The sequence below is a fragment of the Caulobacter sp. LARHSG274 genome (assembly GCF_052871235.1).
In genome coordinates this window covers 20,093-43,021 of the sequence record NZ_JBIXJO010000009.1, presented here as the reverse complement: position 1 = coordinate 43,021, position 22,929 = coordinate 20,093, and the positions used below count along the sequence as shown (strand labels likewise).

Below are 22,929 nucleotides of genomic sequence, written 5' to 3'. Positions count from 1 at the left end.
GCGCCCCATGCCCCTGTTCCGTCCTCGCCGGCCGCCGGAGACCAAGGACTCCCGCGCCGCGCGGCTGATCGCCATCACCACGGCCGGACGGCCGCGCTGGACGCCGCGCGACTATGCGGCCCTGGCCTCCGAGGGGTTCGGCAAGAACCCGATCGCCTATCGCTGCGTGCGGATGATCGCCGAGGCCGCCGCCGCCGTGCCGCTGGCGGTGTTCGCCGGCGGCGTGCGGGCCGACGACCACCCGCTGGGCCGGCTGCTGCGGTCGCCCAATCCCGAACAGGGCGGGCCCGACCTGATGGAGGCGTTCTTCGGCCACCTGCAGGTGGCGGGCAACGGCTATCTGGAGGCGGCCCAGGACGGCGCGGCAGCTCCCACCGAGCTCTACGCCCTGCGCCCCGACCGCATGGCCGTGGTGCCGGGACCGCGCGGCTGGCCGCTGGCCTATGACTACCAGGCCGCCGGCCGCACGGCCCGGCTCGGCCGCGACGCCGCCGGCTGGCTGCCGGTGCTGCATCTGAAACTGTTCAATCCCAGCGACGACCACTATGGCTTCTCGCCCCTGGAGGCCGCCGCCTTCGCCATCGACGTCCACAACGCCTCGGGGGCCTGGAACAAGGCCCTGCTCGACAACAGCGCCCGGCCGTCCGGGGCCCTGGTCTACGCTAATCGCGAAGCGGGCGACCGGCTCTCGGCCGAGCAGTTCGAGCGGCTGAAGGCCGAGCTCGGCGACGCCCACGCCGGGACGGCCAACGCCGGCCGGCCGCTGCTGCTGGAGGGCGGGCTGGACTGGCGGCCGATGTCGCTGAGCCCGGCCGACATGGACTTCATCGCCGGCAAGCACGCCGCCGCCCGCGAGATCGCCCTGGCCTTCGGGGTGCCGCCGCAACTGCTGGGCGTTCCCGGCGACGCGACCTACGCCAACTATCGCGAGGCCAACGGCGCGTTCTGGCGCCACACCGTCGTGCCGCTGGCCGAGCGGGCGGCGCGGGCCCTGTCGGCTTGGCTGGCCCCCAAGTTCCCCGACGCCCGCATCGCCTGCGACCTCGACGCCGTCCCGGCCCTGTCGGCCGAACGCGACGCCCTGTGGTCGCGGCTGGAGGCGGCCAGCTTCCTGACCGACGCCGAGCGGCGGCGATTGGCGGGGCTGGAGATCTGAGCCCTTCCCCCATCCGCCGACGGGAAGGAGGCAAGAGACACCCATGACATCACCCACCCGCTGGCGACTGGACCGCCAGATCTCGGTCGCCGTGCTGGTGGCCGTGGCCCTGCAGGCCGCCGCCGCCCTGATGGGAGCCGGGCGAGCCAGCGCCCGGATCGACGACCTGCGCCAGCGCCTCGACGCCCAGGCCCCGGTCGCCGAACGCCTGGCCCGGCTGGAGGCCCAGGCCGACGCCACCCGCGCCTCGCTGGCCCGGATCGAGAGCAAGCTGGACGGAGACCGCCGTGACTGAAGACCTGCCCATCGAAGGCCGCGCCTCGCTGTTCTGGACCCGCGACCTCAATGACGATGTCGCCGCCGCCGGAGCCTTCGTCGCCAGCCTGGCCCGCACCGGCCCGGCCGGCGTCAAGATGCTGCACCAGCACGACGACGCCGAGCCGGTCGGGGTCTGGGACGAGATCAAGGAAGACGCCACGGGCCTCTACGTCCGGGGCCGCATCCTGCGCACGACCCCGCGCGGCCGCCTGGTCGCCGCCCTGGTCGAGGCCGGCGCGCTGGACGGCCTGTCGATCGGTTTCCGCGCGGTCAAGGCGCGCCCCGATGAGACCGGGCGTCTGCGGGTGCTGACCGAGGTCGAACTGTGGGAGGTGTCGATCGTCACCTTTCCGATGCTGCCGGGAGCGCGGTTGCAGCAAGCGAAAACACGCGACTGAACGTCAGATTTCCTTGGCCAGCTTGGTCAAGATCGCCGCCAGCTCAAGTGCGTCGTCCTGGGTCATTTCAACGGGATCGCCATGCGGTTCACGCGTCTTGATGTGAATTGCGCCATCGGCGAACCAAAGCGTGACGTCGTCGGCCACGGTGAACACTGGTCCAGTCATAGCCCGAGCATGGTCCGCGTCCTGCGAACCGGCAAGCGCGAAAGCATGAATCTCGCTGCGTATTCTCTCGGAAAGATCGTCACCCTCCTGATGCTGCCCGGGGGCGGCTGACGGTTTCTTGAAAATGCCTGACTGATTTGTGCATCTCGCCAAGTCTAGGGTCGACGTTGATCCGCTCAGAGCGCTTTCGCATGCAAGATTTCAGCGCTCAGCCCGGCTTCGCAGCCGTCCTCGGCCTTGTGCCCCTGGCGCTGCTTGGAGTGGTGTTTGTCTTCGGCCTGGCCGGGACGAGAGCGACGCATCGGGTGATCCGGGTGACGTTCAAGCTGCTGGCCTGGGGCGCGGGTCTGGCGTTCGGTGTTGGCTTGATCCTCTCGATCGGCCTGGCGCGTCCCTAGGCCCACGATTTTCAGCACAACTGGACCGTCTGAACGGCCGCGCCCGCGCGCCGTCGCGATGACGCCTGGCTGAACTGTTCCTCCCTTGGGGAGGCGGCCCGGAGGGCCGGAGAGGGGATTCGTCCGCCTCTCGAAAACTCCCCCGCCGATCGCTTAGCGATCGCTCTTCAAAACTGGAGAACTGTCGACATGAAGGAAACCAAACAGGCCGCGGCCTCGCCGGAGGCCCGCGCCGCCTTGCACGAGGTGCTGGCGGCGTTCGAGGGCTTCAAGGCCGCCAACGACCAGCGCCTCGCCGCGCTGGAGACCAAGCGCGCCGACGTGCTGCTGGAGGAGAAGGTCGCCCGCATCGACGACGCCGTCTCCCAGGCCCAGGCGCGGCTGGATCGCGTGCTGGCCGACGCCCGGCGTCCCACGATCGGCGGCGAGGGCAGGCTGGTCGTCCCTGACGAGCGCAAGGCCGCCTTCGACCGCTACATCAAGACCGGCGAGACCCCGTCTCTGCTGCTCGAGGCCAAGGGCCTGTCGGAAGGAACGGCCACGGCCGGCGGCTATGTCGCCCCGGCCGAGTTGGAGCGGCAGATCCTGCGCCGCCTGGCCGCCGCCAGCCCGATGCGCGACATCTGCCAGGTGCGCACCATCGGCGCCGGCACGTTCCGCAAGCCGGTCTCGACCGCGGGCCTGGCCGCCGCCTGGGTGGCCGAGACCGCGGTTCGGCCGGAGACCGCCGCCCCGACCCTGGACGTCATCGACTTCCCGGCCGGCGAACTCTACGCCAGCCCGGCCGCGACCCAGGCCCTGCTCGACGACGCCTATGTCAATATCGACGAGTGGCTGGCCGAGGAGGTGCAGGACGCCTTCGCGGCCCAGGAGACCGCCGCCTTCATCGCCGGCGACGGGGTCAACAAGCCCAAGGGCCTGCTGGCCTACGCCGCCGCGCCCGACGCCACGGCGACCTGGGGCCAACTCGGCTACCTGGCGACCGGCGTGGCCGGCGCCTGGCCGGCGGCCAATCCGACCGACAAGCTGATCGATCTCGTCTATGCGGCCAAGACCCAGTACCGCCAGAACGGCCGCTTCGTGATGAACCGCCGCACGGTCAGCGCCGTGCGCAAGTTCAAGGACGCCCAGGGCAACTACATCTGGAACGCGGCCCTGCAGCCGGGCCAGTCGGCCACGCTGCTGGGCTTCCCGGTCAGCGAGATCGAGGCCATGCCCGATGTGGCGGCCAACGCCGCGGCCATCGCGTTCGGCGACTTCGAGAAGGGCTATCTGATCGTCGACCGGGCCGGCGTGCGGGTGCTGCGCGACCCCTATTCGGCCAAGCCGCACGTGCTGTTCTACACCACCAAGCGGGTCGGCGGCGGGGTGCAGAACTTCGACGCCATCAAGCTGCTGAAGTTCGCGGCCAGCTAGCCGCCGCGACGCCCCCTCCGTCACGCTGCGTATTCGCAGCGCGCCACCTCCCCCGTTTTACGGGGGAGGAGACCGCCCCTTCTCCTCACCCGCATCGCGGGGGAGGTGGCGCGTCGCCGCCTGGCGACGTGACGGAGGGGGCGTCCTTTTTCACGGACAACCTATCATGCCCCTCTCCACCACCCTGGCCGAGGCCAAGGGCTTCCTGCGCGTGGCTGACGCCACGGAGGACGCCCTGGTCACCCTGCTGATCGACGCCGCTGAGGCCAAGGTCGCCGCCGCCACGGGCGCGACCCTGACCCTGGCCAGTCCCGCCCCGCTGCGGCTGGCGGTGCTGATCCTCGTCGCCCACGCCTACGAGCACCGCGACGGCGCCCCGCCGCCGCCCGGTCTGGTCGAGGCCTGGCTGGCCCCCTATCGGGAGGCGCGGCTGTGAGCGGCCCCGGGAATTTGGGTCCCGACGCCGCCCTGGCCGCCGCCGTGGTCGGCGCCCTGCAGGCCGCACCGGCCGTGGCCGCCCTGGTCGCCCAGCGCGTCCACGCCGATCCGCCGCGCAACCCGACCTATCCCTGCGTGATCGTCAGCCGCCAGGAAAGCCGGCCGTTCGGTCCCGACGACGTCGCGGCCGGCGGGGGGCTGGAGCATCTGCTCACCCTGACCTGCGCCTCGCGGTTCGGCGGGCCGGAAGAGGCGCGGGCCGTGACCGCCGCCGTCCGCGCCGCCCTGCACAACGCCTGCCCGCCGGTGGCCGGCCGCCGGCTGGTCACCCTGCGCGTCACCTATGCGGACGTGTTCCGCGCCGCCGATCGCGAGCTGTCGCTCGGCGTGCTGCGGGTGCGGGCGGTGACGGAGGCGGCCTGAGGCCGCGAACCCTCTTATAAAAGGAATATCGCCATGGCCGCCCAAGCCGGCAAAGACATCCTCCTGAAGATCGGCGACGGCGGGTCGCCGCAGGCCTTCGTCACCGTGGCCGGCCTGCGGGCCCGGACCATCAGCCTCAACGCCCAGACCATCGACGCCACCGACGGCGACAGCGCCGGCCGCTGGCGCGAGCTGCTAGTCGGGGCCGGGGTGCGCTCGGTCGCCGTCTCCGGCTCGGGGGTGTTCCGCGACGCGGCCTCCGACGCGGCGGTGCGCGACAGCTTCTTCGCCCAGACCGCCCGCACCTGGCGGCTGGTGATCCCCGACTTCGTGCAGCTGGAGGGGCCGTTCCTGGTGGCGGCCCTGGAATATGCCGGCGAGCACGACGGCGAGGCCGCCTTCGCCCTGTCCCTGGCCTCGGCCGGGGCGGTGACGTTCACGGCGATCTGACCGTGCCCAGTCCCAACCCCGCCCGCGGCGAGGTCGTCGCCGTCCTGGCCGGAACCCCGCGCCGGCTGTGCCTGACCTTGGGGGCCCTGGCCCGCATCGAGGCGGCGCTCGACCTCGACGACTGGAGCGCTCTGCCCGAGCGCTTCGGCCGACTGTCGGCGCGCGAGCTGACGACGGTACTGGCCGCCCTGCTGGAGGGCGGCGGCGAGGATCCGGACGTGCTGGCCGGCCAGCCGGTCTCGATCCCCGAAGCGGTGGCGGCGGTCGCCGCCGCCTTGGCGGCCTGCGCGTGAACGCCGGCTGGCGCGCCGCCCTGCAGCTGGCGGCCCTGCGGCTAGCGATCCCGCCCGAGGCGTTCTGGCGGTTGTCCCTGGCCGAGTGGCGGGCCCTGACCGAGGCCCCGGCCGCGCCGGTGCTGAGCCGCCGGGCCCTCGACGCCCTGATCGCCCGCTTTCCCGACGACCAGACCCCCTAGGGAGACCCCATGAGCAACTTCGACAGCGACGGCCTCGACGCCGTCCCGGCCCGCGCCACCGAGGCCGCCGCCGCCCTGGCGGCCCTCAAGGCTCCGGCCGAACAGGCGGCGCGGTCGATCGACGAGGCCTTCGCCAAGGCCGGAACCGGTCTGGCCCGCTCGCTGGCCCACGCCGCCGCCGACGGCAAGGTCAGCCTGGCCGAACTGGCGGGCGCGGTGCTGCAGGCGGTGTCGGCCGGCGCCGGCGGGAGCGGCGGCGGCCTGGTCCAGGCCCTGGCCGGGGCGGTGGGCAAGGTGTTCTCAGGAGCGCGGGCCGATGGCGGCCCGGTGACCGCGGGCGGCGCCTATCTGGTCGGCGAGCGCGGCCCCGAACTATTCCGCCCGGCCGCCGGCGGCGTCATCGAGCCGGCCGGCGGCGGTGGGGTCAGCGTCACGGTCAATGTTCAGGGCGGCGACACCGCCGGCCTGGCTCGCTCCGACGCCCAACTGGCCCAGGCCCTGGCCCGGGCGGTGAGCCTGGGTGCGCGGCGGCTGTGACTATTGAACGGGCAAGGGCGCCAGCGGCGGTTCGCCATAGCGGTTCTCGCCGGGCTGACCCTCGGCGAAGCCGAGCCAAATCATGAAGCCAAGCCAGACCGCCAAGCTTCCATAGACCACCAGCGGGTCGTTCGAGAGGTTCAGAATGGTGCGATGACCTTCGGGCAGGTAGCCGTTCATGCTCCACATCGGCGCCACGATCATCGCCAGCCAAGCCAGGATGACGATGACGACCTAACCGCCGGCCAGGCCCAGGTCGTGCAGGCGCTTGATATGCAAGCAGGTCGAGCAGTAGGCGAGAAACAGGATCACGACCTGGCCCAGCAGAGGCAAGAACTGGGCGAAGTGGCCGACGCCCGTGAGGGCCAGCCACCCTAGCCAGAACGCCGCTCGTCCCAAGCGTCCTCGCGGTGACAGGAACAGCGTCCTCAAATCCATCAGGCGGTTCACTCGCTTGTGAACCGCCTGAATACTCAAGTTACAGCAGCTAGACCAGCACCGCGTTCAGCGGCGGTTCGCCATAACGGTTCTCGCCGGGCTGGCCGTCGCTGATCCCCACCCATAGGGTGAAGGCGATCGCCACCACGAAGGCCAGGGCCACCGCGCCGAGCAGGCCGCCGACCCCGGCCAGTGCCACCCATTCGGTCGGGCCGTTGGCCAGGTCCGAGAAGATCGCGCCCAGGCCCAACGAGAGGGCGGCTGAGATCACCAGCACCGGGCCGAAGACGATCGGCAGCAGCTGCCACCAGCCGCTGCGGCCCATGTCGTGCAGGCGCTTGGTATAGAGGCAGACCGAGGCGAACAGCGCCGCCAGGCCCACGGCCCAGCCGATCAGCGGGATCCAGCCGGCGACGACGTGGGCGCCCAGCAGCATCAGCCAGCCGATCCAGAACGCCTGCCGGCCGATCCGGCCCTCGGCGGTGAAGAACAGCGATTTCCAGTCCATTTCCAGCTCCCAATCCTGAGACGGAGATTAGGGCCGGCAGCATCGCGGCTGAAGTGAATTGCAAGTCATGACGCGGGTTTAACCCTTGGTGACGGAGGCCTCTTCCGTCTTGGGTCGCGCCAGGCCGACCCATAGGCTGTAGAATGGCCAAGCCAGCAGCGCCCACGCGCCGAGCGCCATCGCCGCGAACATCATCGCGTCACCGCCCTCCGGACCTGCGTCATGGCCGTACGCCAGCCGCAGGCTGGGCAGCGCCAGCGCTAGCGGCGTTCCCACCAGGGTGAGCAGGGTCAGGGACATCAGACTTCCCGGCCCGCGGCCTGCGTCCCGCAGCCGCTTCAAATGCAGACACAGACCGACATAGGGCGCAAGAACCACGAGGCCGAGCAGGGCGCAGGACAGCGCGAGGGAAACCAGACCTCCGCCAGTTGCCCCAAGCAGCACGTTCGTGACGGCCACCGCCGGAAGCAGGCCGTAGAGGCCTAGCGCGGACCAAGCGAAGGCCCGGCGGCCGATCCGTCCTGCCGGACTCAGCAATAGTTTCAGCCCGCCCATGCGCTCCCCCTCGGCCCGATCTCGCTGATCAACCATGTCGCGCAGCCTCGGTAAAGCTCCACAATCTTCGGAGGTTCCATGTCATTCCACGAAACGCGCCTGCCCGCGCGCCTGGCCTTCGGCTGCACCGGGGGCGTCGAGCGGCGGACCCAGGTGACGACCTTGGGCTCGGGGTTCGAGCGGCGGTCCAGCCCCTGGGCCCAGGGCCGCCGGCGCTACCTGATCGGCACCGCGGTGCGGCCGCTGGACGACGCCGCCGCCCTGGTCGCTTTCTTCGAGGCGCGGCGCGGGCGGCTGTACGGCTTTCGCTTCCGCGACCCGGCCGACTGCAAGTCGTGCCCGCCGTCGATGACGCCGGCCGCGACCGACCAGGCGATCGGGACGGGCGACGGGGTCCGCAGGACCTTCGCCCTCGGCAAGGCCTATGGCGACGGCGAGGCGGCGGTGATCCGGCCGATCGCCAAGCCGGCGGCCGGCACGGTCAAGGTCGCGGTCGCCGGCGTCGTGCTAGGTCCAGCGGCCTTCGGCGTCGATGCGGCCACGGGCCTGGTGACGATCAACACCGCCCCGGCGGCCGGGGCGGCGGTCACCGCCGGCTTCGAGTTCGACACCCCGGTGCGCTTCGACGGCGACCGCATCGACGTCACCCTGGAAAGCTTCAACGCCGCGCGGGTCGGAGCCGTGGCCCTGGTCGAGGTGCGGGTCTGATGCGCGCCGTTCCGCCCGAACTGGCCGCCCGCCTCGAGAGCGGCGCGGCCTGCCTGTGCCACGCCTGGATCCTGACCCGGCCGGATGGCGTTCGCCTGGGTTTCACCGACCACGACCAGGACCTGGCGGTGGACGGGGTCGCCTGCCGGGCGGCCAGCGGCTGGACCGCCGGCGCGGCCGAGACGGCGGCCGGCTTCGCGCCCGGCCTGGCGACGGCGGTCGGCGGCTTCGACGACGAGGGCCTGTCGGAAAGCGACCTGGCGGCGGGGCTCTATGACGGGGCGGCGGTGGAATGCCGCCTGGTCGACTGGTCGGCCCCGGGCCTGCACCTGCTGCTGTGGCGAGCCGGCGTGGCTGCGGTCAAGACCGAGGGCGGAACTTTCACCCTGCAACTGGAGGGGCCTCTGGCGGCGCTGGACCGGGTGGCGGGCCGCACCTTCGGCCGCTCCTGCGACGCGGCGTTCGGCGACGCCCGCTGCGGCCTCGACCTGGCCGACTTTCCCGGCGCGACTTGCGACAAGCGCTGGGCGACCTGCCGCGAGGCGTTCGGCAACTGCCTGAACTTCCGGGGCTTTCCCAGCGCCCCGGGCGAGGACTTCCTGACGCTGTACCCGTCGGAGGGCGAGCGCAACGACGGCGGGCGGCGGTGACGCGCGCGCCGTCTATCCCTTCCAGTGAGGCCGACAGCCCGGCCGGCCGCGCCGCCGCCCTGGCCGAGGCCCGCCTGTGGCTGGGCACGCCCTATCAGCACCGGGCCAGCCTGCGCGGCGTCGGCTGCGACTGCCTGGGCCTGGCGCGCGGCGTTTGGCGGGCGCTGCACGGCGTAGAGCCGGAGCTTCCGCCACCCTATCGCCCCGACTGGGCCGAACTGGGCGGCCGCGAGCTGCTGCTCGACGCCCTGGGCCGCCGGCTGATCCCCCTCGACGCCAACGCCGCCTTGCCCGGCGACGTCCTGGCCTTCCGCATGGCCCCCGGCGCGCCGGCCAAGCACTGCGCGATCCTCTCGGCCCCCGACCGGATGATCCACGCCTATTGGGGCCGGGCCTGCGTCGAAAGCTGGCTGGGCCGCTGGTGGCGCGAGCGGCTGGTCGCGGCCTTTCGATTCCCCACGCCTCAAGGAGCGCCGCCATGGCCCAAGTGATCCTCACCGCCGTCGGCCAGACCCTGGGCGGGCCGATCGGCGCGGCGGTCGGCGCGACCCTCGGCCATGCGATCGATAGCGCTGCGATCAACGCCCTGACGCCCGCCCGGCGGGTCGGGCCGCGCATCCCGGAGCTGCGCCTGTCGGGGGCGGCCGAGGGCGCGCCGATGGCGGCGGTGTTCGGCCGCGCCAGGGCGGCCGGCCAGGTGATCTGGGCGGCGCGGTTCAAGGAGCGCTGGGTCGAGGGCCGCTCGGGCGGAAGCAAGGGTGCACGCACCACCAGCGCCGCCTACAGCCTGTCGTTCGCCGTCGCCGTCTGCGAGGGACCGATCGACGGGATCGGCCGGGTCTGGGCCGACGGCAAGCCGATGGACATGAGCGGCGTGGTCATGCGCGTCCACCTGGGGACCGAGGACCAGGCGCCCGACGCCCTGATCGCCGCGGTCGAGGGCGCGGCCCCGGCCTATCGCGGCACGGCCTATGTGGTGTTCGAGGACCTGCCGCTGGGCGCCTACGGCAATCGTCCGCCGCAGCTGTCGTTCGAGGTGTTCCGCCGCCCGCGCGCCAGCGGCGCGCCGCCCGGCCTGGAGGAGCGCCTGAAGGGCGTCTGCCTGATCCCCGGAGCCGGCGAGTTCGTCTATGCGACCGACCTGGTCCTGCGCCGCGACGGCCTGACCCGGACCACGGCCGAGACCCTGAACAACACCGAGGGCCGCGCCGACCTGCTGGTGTCGCTCGACCAACTGCAGGCCCAGTTGCCGAATGTCGAGGAGGTGACCCTGGTGGTCGCCTGGTTCGGCGACGACCTGCGCTGCGGCTCGTGCGCCATCCGGCCCAAGGTCGAACAGGCGGCCAAGACGACGATCCCGTTCGACTGGCGGGTGAACGGGATCGACCGCCAGCACGCGGCGCTGGTCTCGCTCAACGCCGGCGGCCCGGCCTATGGCGGCACGCCGGCCGACCGGGCGGTGCTGCAGGCCATTGCCGAGCTCAAGCGGCGCGGCCTGAGGGTGACGCTGTATCCGTTCGTGCTGATGGACGTGCCGGCCAGAAACGGCCGGGCCGACCCCTATGGCGGGGCCGAGCAGGGTGCCTACCCCTGGCGCGGCCGGATCAGCTGCCATCCGGCCGTCGGACGACCTGGCTCGCCCGACAGAACCGCCGCCGCCGGCGCCCAGGTCGCCGCCTTCTTCGGCGCGGCTCAGGCCGGCCACTTCGGCGTCGAGGACGGCCTGCCGACCTATGGCGGCCCGGCCGGCGACTGGGGCCTGCGGCGGATGCTGCTGCACTACGCCAAGCTGGCCCAACTGGCCGGCGGGGTGGACGGCTTCATCCTCGGCTCGGAGCTGCGCGGCCTGACGACGGTGCGCGACGGCCCGTCGTCCTATCCCGCCGTGGCGGCGCTGAAGGCCCTGGCGGGGCAGGTCCGCAGCCTGGTTGGGCCGTCGACCCGGCTGGGCTACGCCGCCGACTGGAGCGAATATTTCGGCCACCAGCCGGCCGACGGCTCGGGCGACGTCCATTTCCACCTCGATCCGCTGTGGAGCGACGCCAATATCGATTTCGTCGGGATCGACTTCTATCCGCCGATGGCCGACTGGCGCGACGGCGAGGACCATCTCGACGCCGCGGCCGGCTTCGCGGGACTGCACGACCTCGATTATCTGCGCCACGGCCTCGCTGGCGGCGAGGGCTTCGACTGGTTCTACGCTAGCCAGGCCGACCGCCTGGCCCAGGTCCGCACGCCGATCACCGACGGCGCCCATGGCGAGCCCTGGGTGTTCCGGCCCAAGGACCTGCTGGCCTGGTGGAGCAACCCGCACTTCAACCGTCCCGGCGGCGTGCGCTCGGCCAGCCCGACCGCCTGGGTCCCGCGCTCCAAGCCGCTGCGGCTGGTCGAGTTCGGCTGCGGGGCGGTCGACAAGGGCGCCAACGCGCCCAACCTGTTCGTCGACAAAAAGAGCATGGAAAGCGCGCTGCCGCCGTTCTCGGACGGAACGCGTGACGAGGTCGGCCAGAGACGGGCGTTGGAAGCCGTGCTGGCCCACCTGGCCGATCCGGCCGCCAATCCGCTGTCGCCGCTCTATGGCCGGCCGATGATCGAGGGCGCGGCGGCCTGGTGCTGGGACGCCCGGCCGTTCCCCGACTTTCCGGCGCGCGAGGCGATCTGGGCGGATGGGCCCAACTGGACCCTCGGCCATTGGCTGAACGGCCGGGCCGGAATCGCCCCATTGCCCGAACTGATCGCTGCCCTGGCCGAGCGGGCCGGCGTCGCCCTGGACCCGGGCGAGGCCGGCGGCTCGGTCGTCGGCTATGTGGTCGACCGGCCGATGCGGCTGCGCGACGCCCTGGCGCCGCTGCTGGAGGCCTTCGCCCTCGACGCCGTCGAGCGCCAGGATGGCATCAGCCTGGCCGCCCGCGGTGGCAAGCCCGCCCTGACGCTGGGCGGGGACGACCTGGCCTGGCCCGACGATCGCGAGGCGCCCGGCGCCGCGACCCGCACCCTCGCCGCGCCGGTCGCCACCCTGCGCCTGCGCTTCATCAATGCGGCCCGCGACTACCAGACCGGCGCAGTGATCGTCCGCCGCGAGGACGAGACGGGGGAGGGGAGCGCCGACCTCGACGCGCCGATGGTCCTGTCCGCCGCCGAGGCGCGGGCGGCGGCCCGCCGGCTGCTGGCGACCGGCGAGGGCCGGGAGTCCACGATCCACCTGTCGCCGCTGGCCGCCTTGCGGCTCGAGCCCGGCGATCGTCTCGCCCTGGAGGGCGAGGCCTGGCGGGTGACCCGGATCGACCTCGACGAGCGGCCACGCGCCCAACTGGCGCCGCTGGTGGTTCCGGTCGCGACTGACGCCGACCTCGACTGGACGCCGGCCCCGCCACGTGAAACCTCCGGCCCGCCGGTGCTGCATGTGCTCGACCTGCCCGTGTTGATGGGCGTCGGCCAGGAGGACGGCCGGCCGCTGGTCGCCGTGTCGGCCTCGCCGTGGCGGGCCTTCGACGTCCAGGCCGGCGTCGGGCTGGAGGCCCTGCGGCTGCGGGCGACCGCCGCCGCCCCGGCCACGATTGGGGTCACCCTGTCGGACCTGGCGGCCGGACCCCTGCACCGTTTCGACTGGGCGAGCCGCCTGACCGTGCGGCTGGAGGGCGCGGCGCCGCGCGGCCGCGAACGCTCGGCGGTGCTGGCCGGGGCCAACGCCCTGGCGGTGCGGGGACCGGGCGGCGCCTGGGAGATCCTGCAGTTCCTGGAAGCCGAGGCGGTCGGCCAGGACGCCTGGACCCTGTCGGGCCTGCTGCGCGGCCAGGCCGGCAGCGACGCCGACATGGCCGCCCTGGTCCCGGCCGGGGCGGAGGTCGTGGTGCTGGACGAGACCCTGGCGCGGGCCGAGGTGGCGCTGGCCGAGCGCGGCCTGCCGCTGGTCTGGCGCGCCGCTCCGGCCGGCGGTCCGGCGGCGGGACCGGCGATGAGCGAGGTCGTGGCCACCTGGCGCAACCTCTCGGCCCGGCCGTGGTCGCCGGTCCATCTGCGGGCGCGGGTCCAAGGCGGCGACGTCGCCGTCAGCTGGATCCGCCGCACCCGCCTGGCCGGCGACGGCTGGGACGCCGAGGTTCCGCTCGGCGAGGAGCGCGAGGTCTGGCGGGTCGAGATCCTCGACGGCGAGACCGTGGTCCGGACGGCCGAGACCACGACGCCGGCCTTCATCTATACGGCCGCCCAGCGCGCCGCCGATTTCGCCGCTGGACCAACCGGGGCCTTGGCTGTCAGGGTCGCCCAAGGCTCGGCCCTGTTCGGCTGGGGCGCCACGCGAACCCTGTTGCTGTGATAATAATGCAACATAACGCTTGCGCGCCGCCGCGAACGGCCTAATTGAGGGCCGTAAGTTTCGTTCTTTCCGATGCGAGGAGCCTCCTTGGCGCGCGACCCCTATCTGGAACTTGGCGTTTCCCGCACCGCCACTGCGGCCGAGATCCGCAAGGCGTTCCACAAGCTCGCCAAGCAGCACCACCCCGACGCCAACAAGGGCGACAAGAAGGCCGAGGAGCGGTTCAAGCAGGCCAGCGCCGCCTTCGACATCATCGGCGATCCCGAAAAGCGCAAGAAGTTCGACGCCGGCGAGATCGACGCCGACGGCCGCGAGACCATGCGCGGCTTCGGCGGCGCGGGCGGCAACCCGTTCGGCGGCGGTTTCAACCGCGCCGGCGGCGGCTTCTCGCGCGGCGGCGCAGAGGGTCCGGAGATCGACCTCAACGACCTGTTCGGCGACATTCTCGGCCGCAACCGCGGGGCCGGGGCGGGCGGCGGCTTTAGCGGCGGCGGTTTCTCGCCGCGCGGCGTCGACGTGCGGGCCCGCCTCGACATCGATCTGGAAGAGGCGATCAAGGGCGGCAAGAAGCGCGTGGCCTTCTCCGATGGGCGCACCATCGACGTCACCATCCCGATCGGCGCCCAGGAAGGCCAGACCCTGCGCCTGAAGGGGCAGGGCGGTCCTGGCCGCGGCGGGGCGGGCGACGCCCTGATCGAGCTGGCGATCAAGCCGCACCGGATCTACCAGCGCGACAACGACACCCTAATCATGGACCTGCCGATCTCGGTGCCCGACGCGGTGCTCGGCGGCAAGGTCGAGGCCCCGACGCCCGACGGTCCGGTGACCCTGTCGATCCCCAAGGGCTCCAACACCGGGGCCAAGCTGCGGCTCAAGGGCCGCGGCCTTGCGGACGCCAAGGGTAAGCGCGGCGACCTGTTCGCGCGGCTGGTGGTGACCCTGCCGGAAGCGCCGGACGCCGAGCTGGAAAAGTTCGCCGAGCAGTGGCGCGAGAAGCGGCCCTATACGCCCAAGCGGCGGTAGATTTTTAGCGCCGAGCGGCCTGCGCTCAAGGAAACGCGATCCAACGTCAGGATTTGTTCGGGCCTGCCTCGGGGGAGGAGCGCCTGAAACATGCGCTCAGCCGGCCGCCAGCGAAGCAGGCTGGCGATCGCGAGTTCACGCGCCCACCCAGCCCGTGACAGAATGACCCACCCCGTCCATAAACCCTACGTTCAGTCTCCATTCAGCCGCGATGTTCTAAACCCGAACTCATGAAGCCGATCCACATCCTCTTCGCCGCCGCCCTGGCCGCCGCCGCCCTCCCGGGCGCGGCCCTGGCGCAGCGCGGGCCGGACTCGCTGGGCGCCGACTGGCGGGCCCGGCAGGACCAGGCGCGGGGCGGGGTGCAGTCGGGCCAGCTGGTGCCGCTGGGCCGGGTGATCGAGCAGATCAGCCGCCGCACGCCGGGCCGGGTGCTGGACGCCGGCCTCGAAGGTCCCAACTATCGCGTACGCTGGGCCACGACCGACGGCCGCCGCATCGACTTCATCGTCGACGCCCGGACCGGCCAGATCCTCAGCGCCGACTAGCGGCAACAAAGGCCACCCATGCGCATCCTGCTTGTCGAAGACGATCCCGACCTGTCGCGCCAGCTGAAGCTGGCCCTCGGCGATGCGGGCTACGCCGTCGACCACGCCGCCGACGGCGAGGAGGCCCAGTTCCTGGGCGAGACCGAGCCTTACGACGCCGTGGTGCTGGACCTGGGCCTGCCCAAGGTCGACGGGGTGTCGGTGCTGGAGCGCTGGCGACGCGGCAGCGTCGCCACGCCGGTGCTGATCCTCACGGCCCGCGGGTCGTGGAACGAGAAGGTCGCCGGCGTTGACGCCGGCGCCGACGACTATCTGACCAAGCCGTTCCACACCGAGGAGCTGCTGGCCCGCCTGCGCGCTCTGCTGCGCCGCTCGGCCGGCCACGCCTCGCCCAGCCTCAGCTGCGGCGGTCTGCGGCTGGACCCCCGCGCCGCCCGGGCCAGCGTCAACGGCGAGCCCCTGCGCCTGACCTCGCTGGAATACCGCCTGCTGCACTACATGATGATGCACCAGGGCCGAGTGATCGGCCGCACCGAGCTCGTCGAGCACCTGTACGACCAGGACTTCGACCGCGACAGCAACACCATCGAGGTGTTCATCGGCCGCCTGCGCAAGAAGCTGGGCAGCGACCGCATTGAGACGGTGCGCGGCCTAGGCTACCGCCTGACCCCGTTGGAAGGCGAGACCACCGAGTGACGCCCCACAGGAGCGCCTAGCCGTGTGGGACCTCAGCAAGCGTTCGCTGGTCCGCCGGCTGGTGCTGCTGGCGGCCGGCTGGAACCTGGTGGTGCTGCTGATCGCCGGCCTATTCCTGACCGCCCAGTTCCGCGATTCGGCCATCCGCCGCTTCGACGCGGCCCTGACGGTGCTGACCGACGACCTCTATGCCAGCTCCAGCGTCGAGGACGGCGTGGTCAAGGCCCCGTTCCTCACCGACATCCGCGCCACCCGGGTCTATTCCGGCCGCTACTGGCAGATCCTGGACATGACGCCCGCGCGGACCCTGCGGATGATCGACCAGTCGCGTTCGCTGTTCGACAGCTCATTGACCATCCCCGCGATCCAGACCGAGCGCCTGGCCGCCGACCCCGGCAAGACCCAGTTCTTCGACCTGCCCGGTCCGCAGAACTCCCGCCTGCGGGCGGCGGCGATCCTGACCCGCCTGCCGGGCTATCCGCGGCCGGTGGTGTTCATCGCCGCCGAGGACCGCTCGCCGATCGACCGCGACGCCGACATCTTCGCCCGCAACACCGCCATTGCCCTGATCCTGCTGGGGGCGGGCCTGGTCTCAGCGGTGGTGGTGCAGGTGCGCGTCGGCCTCCTGCCCCTGTTCCGCCTGCGGCGGGAGTTGGGCTCGGTGCGCCGCGGCAAGGCCGAGAAGCTGGAAGGACGCTATCCCGAGGAACTGGAGCCGCTGGCCGTCGAGCTCAACGCCCTGCTGACCCACAACCAGGAAGTCGTCGAGCGCCAGCGCACTCACGTCGGAAACCTGGCCCACGCCCTGAAGACTCCGCTGTCGGTGATGCTGACCGAGGCCAACCAGCAGCCCAGCCCCTTGGCCGAGGTGGTCAGCCGCCAGGCCGACGTGATGCGCGAGCAGGTCGACCACCACCTGCGCCGGGCCCGCGCCGCCGCCCGGTCCCAGACCTCGGGCGAGCGCACGCCGGTCGAGCCGATCCTCGACGAACTGGCCGTGACCCTGGAGCGGATCTTCCAGGACAAGGGCGTCGAGATCGACTGGCGCTGTCCCGAGGACCTCTGCTTCCAGGGCGAGCGCCAGGACTTTATGGAGCTGGCCGGCAACGTCATGGAAAACGCCGGCAAGTGGTGCCGCGGCAAGATTCGAGTCGAGGCCGAGGCCAGCTCGCCCGAGCGCATGACCCTGACGGTCGACGACGACGGTCCGGGCCTGCCGCCCGACCGCTGGATCGACGCCCTCAAGCGGGGGCAGCGGATGGACGAGCACACGCCGGGCTCGGGCCTGGGCCTGTCGATCGTCGACGAACTGGCCCGCGCCTATGGCGGCTCGGTGACCCTCGGCGCCTCACCGCTGGGCGGCCTGCGCGTGATCCTGGTGCTGCCGCGGTCCGAGGGATAGGGGCCGCGCGCGACCCTGTCGCAACCTGTCGATGCGCGTCCGCCGCCCGAAGGTTGTTTTTCACCCCCAGCGACCTTTCGACGCTGCCGTTCGTACGGCAAAAACATATGGTTTCGGAAAGTCTTAACCTCGTTGGCAACATGGTTGACGCGGCCCGGTGTGGGCTGATCCAGCGGGGGGGCATGGCCGGGATCGCCGCCAACAAGTTGCTGATGGTTCGGATGCTGGTGGAAACCGCGCCCGACGCAGCCTTGCGCAGCCTGGAGCTGGCCCTGTCGGGACCGGCGGGAGGGCAGGGCGCCCTTGCGGCCGTGCGCCGCCTGGTCGAGGACGAGACCGCCGCCCGCTATATCCGCAACTGCGTTCTGGCGCCGATCGTTCCCCTGTTCGCCGCCCGCGACGCCGACCAGACCTCGTTCCCGCCGCGCGCGCTCGGCCTGCTGTGGGCGGCCCTGAAGGCCGAGGCCCCGCGCCAGGTCGAGGAGGCCGCGGCCCGCTGCAACCCGTGGGACCTGGAGCAGGGGCCGCCGGATGTCTTCAACGCGCTTTGCAAGATCGCCGCCGAGGGCCTGCGCGCCCAGGCGACGCCGGGCTTTACGGCCCTGGCCCCGATCTGCGACACCGACACCCTGGCCTCGTGCCTGGAACTGTCGGCCATCGTCCGCGCGGCCCTGCCCAAGCTGTCGGAATGGGTTAGTCGGATGAGCGAGGAGCGGGCCTCGTCGGCCCGCCTGGCCTACAAGGACGCCTGCGCGATCCGCCCCGACGCCGGGCCGCTGCTGTTCGAGATGCTGGCCGCCCACCTGCCCGACGACTGGCGCATCCTGCGGGTGATCTCGGCGGTCATGGACCGGCCGGGCGACCGCTTCTGGGCCGCCTCCGAGGTCGGTCTGTTCGGCGAGCGGGTGCTGGCCGACATCGAGAAGAACATCGATTTCGTCCGCGGCTTCGACGCCGACAAGGGCGAGGCCGAAGGGCGCAAGGCCGCCCTGGCCGCCCAGAAGGTCGCCCAGCAGATCACCGAATTGGAACAGTCGGTCGACCTGGCCAAGGACGGGCCCTGGGGCCGCCGGCTGGCCAAGCACAAGCAGGCCGTCGCCCAGGCCGCCGAGGCGCGGATGAACGCGGCCGAGAAGGAGCTGCTGGCCGCCCTGCCGTTGCGGCCGATCTCGATGCTGGGCGGCAAGGGCGGCAAGGGCGTGCCGCTGCTGACGGCCGAGCCCGACGAGCGGCTGAACCGCAGGATGACCGCGGTCCTGGCCTTTCTGGCCGACACCCGCCCCTGCGCCGCCCAGAGCGGCTATGGTTCGAGCCGGGCCAAGGTGCTGGAAAAGCTCAATGCCCGCCTGGATCACTATATCGAGGACATCCTGCACGTGGTCCGCACCGGCGAGGGCGGCGACCAGGTGATCGCCCAGCGCTATGTCGACCTGGCCGCCAGCTACATCGGCTACAGTCGCGACGACAAGACCGCCGAGATCGTCCGCCGCCGCGCCGCGGCGGCCATGGCGGCGGCCGCCTAGGGCTTCGGCCGCGCAGGCGAGCAAGGCTCGATTCGGCCGCCCTTAAGCGATTTTTTCGCTAACGGCCGAAGCCATTCCCCGCTAACACGCGCGCATGATCGCTTTCTGGATCGCTGCGGCGGGATTGTCGGCCGTCGTCGCCGCCCTGGTGCTGCGCGGCGCGGCAGGCGCGTCGCTGTCGGCGGGCGATGACGCCAGCCTGGCCGTGCACCGGCGGCAGCTGTCGGAGATCGACGATCTGGCCGAGCGCGGCCTGCTGGCCGACGGCGAGCTGAAGGCGGCCCGCGCCGAAGCCGGCCGCCGCCTGATCGCCGCCGCCGATCACCAGACGCCCTGGGCCCCCGCTTCCCCCAAGACCCGGCCGCTGGTCCTGGCCGTCGCCGCCCTGGCCCCGCTGGTGGCCCTGGCGGTCTACATGCAGGTCGGCGTTCCCGGCCTGGCCGACCAGCCGTTCCTGAAGCGGGTGGCGCAATGGCGCGCCAGCGATCCGGGCCAGCTGGAGCCCGAGAAGATCGCCGCCGTGCTGGAGCAGGTGGCGGCCCAGCGGCCCCGCGATCCCGAACCCCTCAAGCACCTGGCCCTGGCTCGTATGGCCGGCGGCGATGCGACCGGCGCGGCCCAGGCCCTGCGCCGCGCCGTGGCCCTGGCTCCTGACCGGGTCGATCTGTGGGCCGGGCTCGGCGAGACCTTCGTCGCCGAGGGCGACGGCGAGATCGGGACCGACGCCCGCCGCGCCTTCGGCGAGGCCCTCAGGCGCGACCCCAAGAACATCAGCGCCCGCTATCACCTGGCCAAGGCCCGGATCGCCGACGGCGACCTGGCCGGCGGCCTCGCGGACTGGCGGGCCCTGCTGGCTGACCTGCCCGCCGACGATCCGCGCCGCGCCGGCTTCGGCCAGGAGATCGCGCAGGTCGCGGCCCTGGGCCGCCTGCCCGACGCCGCCCCCGCCGATGGCCAGCCTGCCCAGGGCGCCGACGCCGGCGTCCAGGGTATGATCGAGGGCATGGTCGCCAGCCTCGCCGCCAAGCTCGAAGCCAATCCCGACGACTCCGACGGCTGGATCCGGCTGGTGCGGGCCTATGCCGTGCTCGGCGACACGGCCAGGCGCGACGCCGCCCTCGCCAAGGCGCAGGGCCGCTTCGGCGACCAGCCCAAGGTGCTGGCCGCCCTGCGCCAGGCCGCCCAGACCCCCAAAGCCCCGACGCCATGAGTTTCCTGCCCAAGTCCCGCAAGGCGCGCCGCCGCCTGACCGTCCTGCTGGCCGTCGCGCCGGTCGTCGCCCTGGCGGTGGGCCTGGCCCTGTGGGGCATGCGCGACGCCATCTCGCTGTTCTACACCCCGTCCCAGGCCGCCGCCGCCCACGTGCCGGCCGGGCGCAAGGCGCAGCTGGGCGGCCTCGTCCAGAAGGGCAGCGTGGTCAAGCATCCGGACGGGCTGGTCGAGTTCGTGGTCGCCGACCAGCGCTCGACCGCCCTGGTGCGCTATCGCGGCGATCTGCCCGACCTGTTCCGCGAGGGCCAAGGCGTCGTCGCGTCCGGCGCCTTCGACGCCTCCGGCGCCTTCGTCGCCAACCAGGTGCTGGCCAAGCACGACGAGCGCTACATGCCGCGCGAGGTCGCCAAGGCCCTGAAGGAACAGGGCGAGTGGCGCGGGGACGGCGCCAAGCCGGCCTATGATGGCTACAGGTCGGGGAAGCCCACGACGTGACCGGCCGCCTTTCCATTCCTTCTCCCCTTGCGGGAGAAGGTGGCGGCCGAAGGCCGACGGATGAGGGGTCGCGCCGTCCTGTCCGTGCGCGGCTGATCACGCCTTCGACCCCTCATCCGTCGCTTCGCGACACCTTCTCCCGCAAGGGGAGAAGGGGAGTGCTGTCATGATCACCGAATTCGGGGCCTACGCCCTGGTCCTGGCCCTGGTGCTGTCGGTCCTGCAACTGCTGCTGTCGGCGGTCGGCGGGGCGCGGCGGATGTCGATCCTGGCCGGGGCGGGGCGGGGCGCGGCGATCGGGGCCTTCCTGTGCACGGCCCTGACCTTCCTGGCCCTGGTCCACGCCTTCGTGGTCTCGGACTTCTCGGTGGCCAATGTCGCGGCCAACTCCCACACCGCCAAGCCGATGCTCTACAAGGTGGCCGGCGCCTGGGGCAGCCACGAGGGCTCGATGCTGCTGTGGTGCCTGGTCCTGACCGGCTACGGCGCGGCCATGGCGACCTATGGCAAGGCCCTGCCGCCGCGCCTGCGGGCCTATGCGGTGGCCACCCAGGGCGCGCTGGGCGTGCTGTTCCTGGCCTACACGGTCTTCGCCTCCAACCCGATGGCCCGGCTGCTCGACGTCCCGGTCGAGGGCCGTTCGCTCAATCCGCTGCTGCAGGACCCGGCCCTGGCCTTCCATCCGCCGTTTCTCTACTGCGGCTATGTCGGCTTTTCGGTGGTGTTCTCCCTGGCCATGGCCGCCCTGGTCGAGGGCCGGGTCGACGCGGCCTGGGCCCGCTGGGTTCGGCCCTGGACCCTGGCGGCCTGGAGCTTCCTGACCGTCGGCATCACCCTGGGGGCGTTCTGGGCCTATTACGAGCTGGGCTGGGGCGGCTGGTGGTTCTGGGATCCGGTCGAGAACGCCAGCTTCATGCCCTGGCTGATCGGCACGGCCCTGCTGCATTCGGCCGTGGTGCTGGAAAAGCGCGGGGCCCTGCCGGGCTGGACGGTGTTCCTGGGCCTGGCCGCCTTCACCTTCTCGATGCTGGGCGCCTTCCTGGTGCGCTCGGGCGTGCTGACCAGCGTCCACGCCTTCGCCGTCGACCCGACCCGCGGGATCCTGCTGCTGAGCATCATGGGGATCGCCGCCGGGGCCGGCTTCGTGCTGTTCGCCCTGCGCGCCCGCAGCCTGAACGCCGGCGGCCTGTTCGCGCCAGTCAGCCGCGAGAGCGCCATCGTCCTCAACAACATCATCCTGTCGACGGCCACGGCCGTGGTGCTGGTCGGCACCCTGTTCCCGCTGATCCGCGAGGCCATGGATGGCGAGGCGGTGTCGGTGGGCCCGCCGTTCTTCAACATGACCTTCGTGCCGCTGCTGGTCCTGGCCATGGCGGTGCTGCCGGCCGGACCCCTGCTGGCCTGGAAGCGCGGCGACGCGCGGCTGGTGGTCCGCCGGCTGTGGCTGGCCCTGGCCTGCGCGGCGATCCTGGGCCTGGTGGCCTTCGCCGTCGTCGCCCCGCGCAACGCCCTGGCCAGCGGCGGCCTGGCGGTCGGGGCCTGGCTGGTCGGCGGGGCGGTGATGGAGCTGGCCGAGCGGGTGCGGGCCTTCCGCGCCCCCTGGGCCGAGGTCCGCCGCCGGGCCACCGGCCTGCCGCGCGGGGCCTGGGGCACGACCCTGGCCCATGCGGGCCTGGGCCTGTTCGTGCTGGGCGCGTCGTTCGAGACCACCTGGCGGGTCGAGGCGGCCGAGGCGATGAGCGTCGGCGGCCGGCTGAAACTGGGCGCCTATGAGCTGGTCCTGACCGAGGTCGGGGCGGTCGAGGGCGCCAACTACATCGCCGAGCGCGGGATCGTGAAGATCACCCGGAACGGCGGCGAGATCTGCACCGCCACCCCCGAGCGCCGCTTCTATCCGACCGGCCGCCAGACCACCTCGGAGGTGGCGATCTGCCCGCGGGGGCTGGACGACCTCTATGTGGTGCTCGGCGAGCGGCGGGCGGGCGCCGACGGCCAGCCGGCCTGGCTGGTGCGGGCCTTCGTCAATCCCTGGGTGCGGCTGATCTTCCTGGGGCCGCTGGTCATGGCGCTGGGCGGGCTGATCTCGCTGTCGGACCGGCGGCTGCGGTTCGGGGTGGCCAAGCGCGCGGAGAAGGCGGCGTGAGGCGGCTCCTGGCGATCCTGGCCGCCGTCGCCTGCATGGCCGGGGCCGCCGCCGACCCGGCCGAGCGCCTGCCCGATCCGGCCCAGGAGGCCCGGGCGCGGGCGATCTTCCGCGAGGTGCGGTGCCTGGTCTGCCAGAACGAGTCGATCGACGATTCCGAGGCCGCCCTGGCCGGCGACCTGCGCGGCATCGTGCGCGACCAAGTGAAGCAGGGACGCAGCGACCAGCAGATCCGCGCCTTCCTGGTCGACCGCTATGGTGAGTTCGTGCTGCTCAAGCCGCCGTTCTCGCTCGGCAACGCCCTGCTCTGGGCGACGCCTTGGGTTGCGCTGTTTTTGGGCGTCGGGCTGATGATCCTGCTCCTGCGCCGCCGGACCGCCCCGACGCCGCTCGGCCAGGACCCGGAGGGGCTTTCTTCCGAGGAAGAAGCCCGTCTTCAGCTGTTGTTGAAGGACGAATGACACGATTGCGCCGCGAAGACGCCGCAAGACCATCTTGGGCGTAGCGGAAACATCGTTCGAAGACCATTGCGCCTT

At 72.2% G+C, this 22,929-nt stretch carries 29 protein-coding genes; 24 read left to right on the top strand and 5 right to left on the bottom strand.

Annotation, left to right across the window (positions count from 1 at the left end; genetic code table 11):
• Positions 1 to 7: 7 nt before the first annotated feature.
• The 3 genes from ACIPQB_RS15675 to ACIPQB_RS15665 are packed head-to-tail and all read left to right on the top strand — an operon-like array spanning position 8 to position 1,872.
• Positions 8 to 1,156, top strand: a complete 1,149-nt coding sequence (locus ACIPQB_RS15675; RefSeq protein WP_446486182.1) for a phage portal protein — start codon at positions 8 to 10, stop codon at positions 1,154 to 1,156.
• A gap of 43 nt (positions 1,157 to 1,199) precedes the next feature.
• Positions 1,200 to 1,451 carry a hypothetical protein gene (locus ACIPQB_RS15670; RefSeq protein WP_446486181.1) on the top strand — a complete coding sequence of 84 codons (252 nt, stop codon included), beginning with the start codon at positions 1,200 to 1,202 and terminating at the stop codon, positions 1,449 to 1,451.
• Positions 1,444 to 1,872, top strand: coding sequence for an HK97 family phage prohead protease (locus tag ACIPQB_RS15665; protein WP_446486180.1), 429 nt, complete (start codon positions 1,444 to 1,446; stop codon positions 1,870 to 1,872). The genes ACIPQB_RS15670 and ACIPQB_RS15665 overlap by 8 nt, the downstream gene beginning before the upstream one ends.
• A gap of 3 nt (positions 1,873 to 1,875) precedes the next feature.
• On the opposite strand, the gene ACIPQB_RS15660 is transcribed toward ACIPQB_RS15665, so the two are convergent.
• On the bottom strand, positions 1,876 to 2,019 hold the full coding sequence (locus tag ACIPQB_RS15660; RefSeq protein ID WP_446486179.1) for a hypothetical protein: 144 nt from the start codon (positions 2,017 to 2,019) through the stop codon (positions 1,876 to 1,878).
• 212 nt (positions 2,020 to 2,231) lie between these two features.
• On the opposite strand from ACIPQB_RS15660, the gene ACIPQB_RS15655 reads away from it, so the two are divergent.
• From ACIPQB_RS15655 to ACIPQB_RS15620, 8 genes are all read left to right on the top strand, one after another.
• Entirely contained in the window at positions 2,232 to 2,438 is a 207-nt protein-coding gene (locus ACIPQB_RS15655; RefSeq protein ID WP_446486178.1) for a hypothetical protein, read from the top strand.
• A 189-nt stretch (positions 2,439 to 2,627) separates the two neighbouring features.
• Positions 2,628 to 3,854, top strand: a complete 1,227-nt coding sequence (locus ACIPQB_RS15650) for a phage major capsid protein (RefSeq protein ID WP_446486177.1) — start codon at positions 2,628 to 2,630, stop codon at positions 3,852 to 3,854.
• 166 nt (positions 3,855 to 4,020) lie between these two features.
• Entirely contained in the window at positions 4,021 to 4,290 is a 270-nt protein-coding gene (locus tag ACIPQB_RS15645) for a head-tail connector protein (protein ID WP_446486176.1), read from the top strand.
• Positions 4,287 to 4,715, top strand: coding sequence for a DUF3168 domain-containing protein (locus ACIPQB_RS15640; RefSeq protein ID WP_446486175.1), 429 nt, complete (start codon positions 4,287 to 4,289; stop codon positions 4,713 to 4,715). The genes ACIPQB_RS15645 and ACIPQB_RS15640 overlap by 4 nt, the downstream gene beginning before the upstream one ends.
• Positions 4,716 to 4,748: 33 nt before the next feature.
• Entirely contained in the window at positions 4,749 to 5,165 is a 417-nt protein-coding gene (locus ACIPQB_RS15635) for a phage major tail protein, TP901-1 family (protein WP_446486174.1), read from the top strand.
• Between the two features lie 2 nt (positions 5,166 to 5,167).
• Positions 5,168 to 5,458 carry a gene transfer agent family protein gene (locus ACIPQB_RS15630; protein WP_446486173.1) on the top strand — a complete coding sequence of 97 codons (291 nt, stop codon included), beginning with the start codon at positions 5,168 to 5,170 and terminating at the stop codon, positions 5,456 to 5,458.
• Entirely contained in the window at positions 5,455 to 5,640 is a 186-nt protein-coding gene (locus ACIPQB_RS15625; protein WP_446486172.1) for a phage tail assembly chaperone, read from the top strand. Before ACIPQB_RS15630 ends, ACIPQB_RS15625 begins: the two co-directional genes overlap by 4 nt.
• 9 nt (positions 5,641 to 5,649) lie before the next feature.
• The gene (locus ACIPQB_RS15620) at positions 5,650 to 6,177 is read left to right on the top strand and encodes a phage tail tape measure protein (RefSeq protein ID WP_446486171.1); all 528 of its coding nucleotides are present in this window, start codon (positions 5,650 to 5,652) and stop codon (positions 6,175 to 6,177) included.
• Here the strand turns inward: ACIPQB_RS15620 and ACIPQB_RS15615 are convergent, their stop codons facing one another.
• The 4 genes from ACIPQB_RS15615 to ACIPQB_RS15600 all read right to left on the bottom strand — a co-directional run bounded on the left by ACIPQB_RS15615 (position 6,178) and on the right by ACIPQB_RS15600 (position 7,678).
• Positions 6,178 to 6,357, bottom strand: a complete 180-nt coding sequence (locus tag ACIPQB_RS15615) for a hypothetical protein (RefSeq protein WP_446486170.1) — start codon at positions 6,355 to 6,357, stop codon at positions 6,178 to 6,180.
• Between the two features lie 54 nt (positions 6,358 to 6,411).
• Complete coding sequence (locus ACIPQB_RS15610) at positions 6,412 to 6,615, bottom strand: hypothetical protein (RefSeq protein ID WP_446486169.1); 204 nt, start codon at positions 6,613 to 6,615, stop codon at positions 6,412 to 6,414.
• A 49-nt stretch (positions 6,616 to 6,664) separates the two neighbouring features.
• Entirely contained in the window at positions 6,665 to 7,123 is a 459-nt protein-coding gene (locus ACIPQB_RS15605) for a DUF805 domain-containing protein (protein WP_446486168.1), read from the bottom strand.
• A 78-nt stretch (positions 7,124 to 7,201) separates the two neighbouring features.
• Positions 7,202 to 7,678, bottom strand: coding sequence for a DUF805 domain-containing protein (locus ACIPQB_RS15600; protein WP_446486167.1), 477 nt, complete (start codon positions 7,676 to 7,678; stop codon positions 7,202 to 7,204).
• Between the two features lie 78 nt (positions 7,679 to 7,756).
• Between ACIPQB_RS15600 and ACIPQB_RS15595 the strand changes: the two genes are divergently transcribed.
• The 13 genes from ACIPQB_RS15595 to ACIPQB_RS15535 all read left to right on the top strand — a co-directional run bounded on the left by ACIPQB_RS15595 (position 7,757) and on the right by ACIPQB_RS15535 (position 22,854).
• On the top strand, positions 7,757 to 8,386 hold the full coding sequence (locus ACIPQB_RS15595; protein ID WP_446486166.1) for a phage distal tail protein, Rcc01695 family: 630 nt from the start codon (positions 7,757 to 7,759) through the stop codon (positions 8,384 to 8,386).
• Positions 8,386 to 9,036, top strand: coding sequence for a baseplate hub domain-containing protein (locus ACIPQB_RS15590; RefSeq protein WP_446486165.1), 651 nt, complete (start codon positions 8,386 to 8,388; stop codon positions 9,034 to 9,036). Before ACIPQB_RS15595 ends, ACIPQB_RS15590 begins: the two co-directional genes overlap by 1 nt.
• A complete protein-coding gene (locus tag ACIPQB_RS15585) occupies positions 9,033 to 9,527 on the top strand; it encodes an NlpC/P60 family protein (protein ID WP_446486164.1) in 495 nt (164 codons plus the stop codon). Before ACIPQB_RS15590 ends, ACIPQB_RS15585 begins: the two co-directional genes overlap by 4 nt.
• On the top strand, positions 9,515 to 13,351 hold the full coding sequence (locus ACIPQB_RS15580) for a baseplate multidomain protein megatron (RefSeq protein WP_446486163.1): 3,837 nt from the start codon (positions 9,515 to 9,517) through the stop codon (positions 13,349 to 13,351). The genes ACIPQB_RS15585 and ACIPQB_RS15580 overlap by 13 nt, the downstream gene beginning before the upstream one ends.
• Before the next feature lie 87 nt (positions 13,352 to 13,438).
• Positions 13,439 to 14,374: a DnaJ C-terminal domain-containing protein gene (locus tag ACIPQB_RS15575; RefSeq protein WP_446486162.1), complete on the top strand. Its 936-nt coding sequence runs from the start codon at positions 13,439 to 13,441 to the stop codon at positions 14,372 to 14,374.
• Positions 14,375 to 14,604: 230 nt separating this feature from the next.
• Complete coding sequence (locus ACIPQB_RS15570; protein ID WP_446486161.1) at positions 14,605 to 14,922, top strand: PepSY domain-containing protein; 318 nt, start codon at positions 14,605 to 14,607, stop codon at positions 14,920 to 14,922.
• Between the two features lie 18 nt (positions 14,923 to 14,940).
• Positions 14,941 to 15,618 carry a response regulator transcription factor gene (locus tag ACIPQB_RS15565; RefSeq protein ID WP_446486160.1) on the top strand — a complete coding sequence of 226 codons (678 nt, stop codon included), beginning with the start codon at positions 14,941 to 14,943 and terminating at the stop codon, positions 15,616 to 15,618.
• A gap of 22 nt (positions 15,619 to 15,640) precedes the next feature.
• The gene (locus ACIPQB_RS15560) at positions 15,641 to 17,020 is read left to right on the top strand and encodes an ATP-binding protein (RefSeq protein WP_446486159.1); all 1,380 of its coding nucleotides are present in this window, start codon (positions 15,641 to 15,643) and stop codon (positions 17,018 to 17,020) included.
• 182 nt (positions 17,021 to 17,202) lie between these two features.
• A complete protein-coding gene (locus ACIPQB_RS15555; RefSeq protein WP_446486158.1) occupies positions 17,203 to 18,543 on the top strand; it encodes a hypothetical protein in 1,341 nt (446 codons plus the stop codon).
• Positions 18,544 to 18,637: 94 nt separating this feature from the next.
• Complete coding sequence (gene ccmI, locus ACIPQB_RS15550; protein ID WP_446486157.1) at positions 18,638 to 19,753, top strand: c-type cytochrome biogenesis protein CcmI; 1,116 nt, start codon at positions 18,638 to 18,640, stop codon at positions 19,751 to 19,753.
• The gene (ccmE, locus tag ACIPQB_RS15545; protein ID WP_446486156.1) at positions 19,750 to 20,250 is read left to right on the top strand and encodes a cytochrome c maturation protein CcmE; all 501 of its coding nucleotides are present in this window, start codon (positions 19,750 to 19,752) and stop codon (positions 20,248 to 20,250) included. Before ccmI ends, ccmE begins: the two co-directional genes overlap by 4 nt.
• Before the next feature lie 166 nt (positions 20,251 to 20,416).
• Positions 20,417 to 22,393 (top strand): heme lyase CcmF/NrfE family subunit, encoded by a 1,977-nt coding sequence (locus ACIPQB_RS15540; protein WP_446486155.1) that lies wholly within the window; start codon positions 20,417 to 20,419, stop codon positions 22,391 to 22,393.
• Positions 22,390 to 22,854: a cytochrome c-type biogenesis protein gene (locus ACIPQB_RS15535; RefSeq protein ID WP_446486154.1), complete on the top strand. Its 465-nt coding sequence runs from the start codon at positions 22,390 to 22,392 to the stop codon at positions 22,852 to 22,854. Before ACIPQB_RS15540 ends, ACIPQB_RS15535 begins: the two co-directional genes overlap by 4 nt.
• Positions 22,855 to 22,929 lie beyond the last annotated feature (75 nt).